The 2,270-nt window shown below is 70.2% G+C and carries 1 protein-coding gene and 1 pseudogene (1 of these 2 cut by a window edge); one reads left to right on the forward strand and one right to left on the reverse strand.

Translation table 11 applies throughout. The annotated features are described in order from the left end of the window. Nucleotides 1-31: 31 nt before the first annotated feature. The gene (locus tag BN903_RS06415; protein ID WP_048076967.1) at nt 32-988 is read right to left on the reverse strand and encodes a succinylglutamate desuccinylase/aspartoacylase family protein; all 957 of its coding nucleotides are present in this window, start codon (nt 986-988) and stop codon (nt 32-34) included. A gap of 149 nt (nt 989-1,137) precedes the next feature. Between BN903_RS06415 and BN903_RS06420 the strand changes: the two are divergent. Continuing rightward, nucleotides 1,138-2,270: pseudogene (locus BN903_RS06420) on the forward strand (caspase family protein) (it continues 900 nt past the right edge of the window).

Here is a 2,270-nt window from a genome sequence, read left to right on the forward strand (position 1 = left end):
GTTCCCCGCTCGGCTGGGTCGCGGGTCCCCATCAGTACTGGTCGACGTTGGTGCCGACCGAGCAGACGTACTCCCCCTGCGCCACCTGCGGGAGCCGGCGCGTGCGCCAGAAAATCCCGTCCGCGTCGGCGGTCACGCGGCCCTCCAAGGATCCGAAGGTGTCGGTCACCTCGAACAGCACGTCGCCGGCGCTGACGCGCTCGCCGAGTTCGCGCTCGAATCGGACCAGCCCGCCGGCGGGCGAGCCGTACTGGTCGAAGCCGCGGGCGCGCGTCTGCGATTCGAGGGGTGTGTCGCCGTCGAGGAACCCGTAGTGGCGGAGCACGTTGAACACGCCCTCGACGCCGTACTGGATGGACTCCTCGTCCCAGCCGACGCAGCCGCCGAGCTCCGGGTCGATAGTGGGGATACCGTGTTCCGGGCCGGCCCGCGCGAGCTGGCCGTCCGGTCCCTTGATATCGAGAACGTGCCCGCAGCCGAAGACCTTCGCGAGCTCTAGGCAGTCCCCGTGGAGCCGGTGGCGGACGCCGCAGCGCACGCGGCTCTCGTTTATCATCCGGCTCGTCGACCCCTGATGGAGGTCCAAGATGTAGTCGGCGCGGGAGGCGACCTGAAACGTTTCGTGGGCGATCCGCTCGCTCGTCGTCCCGTCCGCGTCGCCCGGGTAGCCGCGGTTCATCTTCCGGTCGTCGACCGGGTTCCGGTGTTCCGCGGCCTGGAACGCGAAGTGGTTCACGATGCCGACGACGAGGACCGACCCGGACAGCTCCGCCGGATCGATCCGCGGAACGACGCGGTTGACGACGCCCAACCCGTTCAGCTCGTCGCCGTCGCTCACCGCCTGAACGTACAGCGTCGGCCCGTCGGCCGCGCCGTTGATCGCGGCGACCGGCAGCCGGACGGGACTCCCGTCCCGCATCTCTCCCACCTCGAGACGGCCCGTGTCCGTCTCGCCCGGAGAGGCGCGGGCCGTTCCCAGCGTTATCATTACGCGAAGGTGGGGCGGGCGGGACTTTATCCGTTCGGTCCGCGGCGATCCGACCGACACAAGCTTTATCGCCGCTATCACACTACGGAGTGGCACGCACCGCCGCGGCGTCGGTCCTCGCGTTCCGATGACCGTCGCGGCGAGTCCCCATGAGCATCGACATCGACCCGCTGCGTGAGACCGACGGCATCACCGTCACGGACCACATCGAGAACACGCAGTTCGAGGTGTACACCGACCGCCCCGTCGACCCGCGCCCCCGCCCGGGGTCTGACCACTACTTCCCCGTGGACGCTAGCGTCGCGGTCGAGACCGGATCGATCGAGATCCCGCGCGTCGCGGTCGTCGAGACGCGGGCCAGCGACGGGACGCTCCTCACGCACGGGGACTGTTACGCGATGCCGGACGGGACGTACCACGTCGGGATCAACCCGGCCCCGACGAAGCTGTACTTCGCCTTCGAGTCCGGGTTCTCCGTCTCGACGACCGACCGGACGACGCGGATCGACCTCGACACGCCCGGGACGGTCGCGCTCGGGTTCCGGTCGCTTCACCAGACCCCCGCGGGGACCATCACCACCCCGACGGACCCGGAGTCGCTGATGGACGCCGTCTCGCTGCTCGGGTCCGCGCTCCAGACGACCAGCCCGGAGCGGTCGTTCCCGACGCTGCGGGGGCATCCGCCGCTCATCGAACCGGGCGAGGAGTTCCGCGTTCCCGAGCGGGTCGAGCCGGTCGACAGCGGGGTCCGGATCGTCGTTCCGCCCGAGTATCGATACCTGTACCCGGTTGTCTCGCTGGCGTACTACTTCGCGGCCGAGGTCGTCCCCGGCGACGCCCCGCGAATCGAGGGCGACGGCTGGACGTACCCGCTCGAACCGGGCTTCGAGGCGCGGACCGCGGAGGTGCTCAGGCAGTCGTTCCACATGGACTGTCTGACCCGTGCGGAGGGGTTTTACCCGTCGACCTCCACGAGCGCGAGACGACCGACCTCGACCTCGACTGGAAGCGGCTGTACGACCTCCCGCTCGCGGAGCGGCTCGGCGAGTACCTCGACGTTCCCTTCGAGGCGGTCGAGCCGGAGCTGCCGCAGTGGACGCTGACGACCGACGTCCGTCCCGACCCCGAGAACGTGGAGATGCTCCCGTTCGTCGCCGGGGAGCTGTCGATCGTCCGCTCGCCCGAGACGGTGACGCCGGCCGACGAGGACGCCGGCGGCGGGGTCGGGTTCCTGCGAGCGTCGGCTGACGACGCGCCGGCGGCGAGCGTTCCGCCCGGTCCC

It is taken from the genome of Halorubrum sp. AJ67, assembly GCF_000513435.1.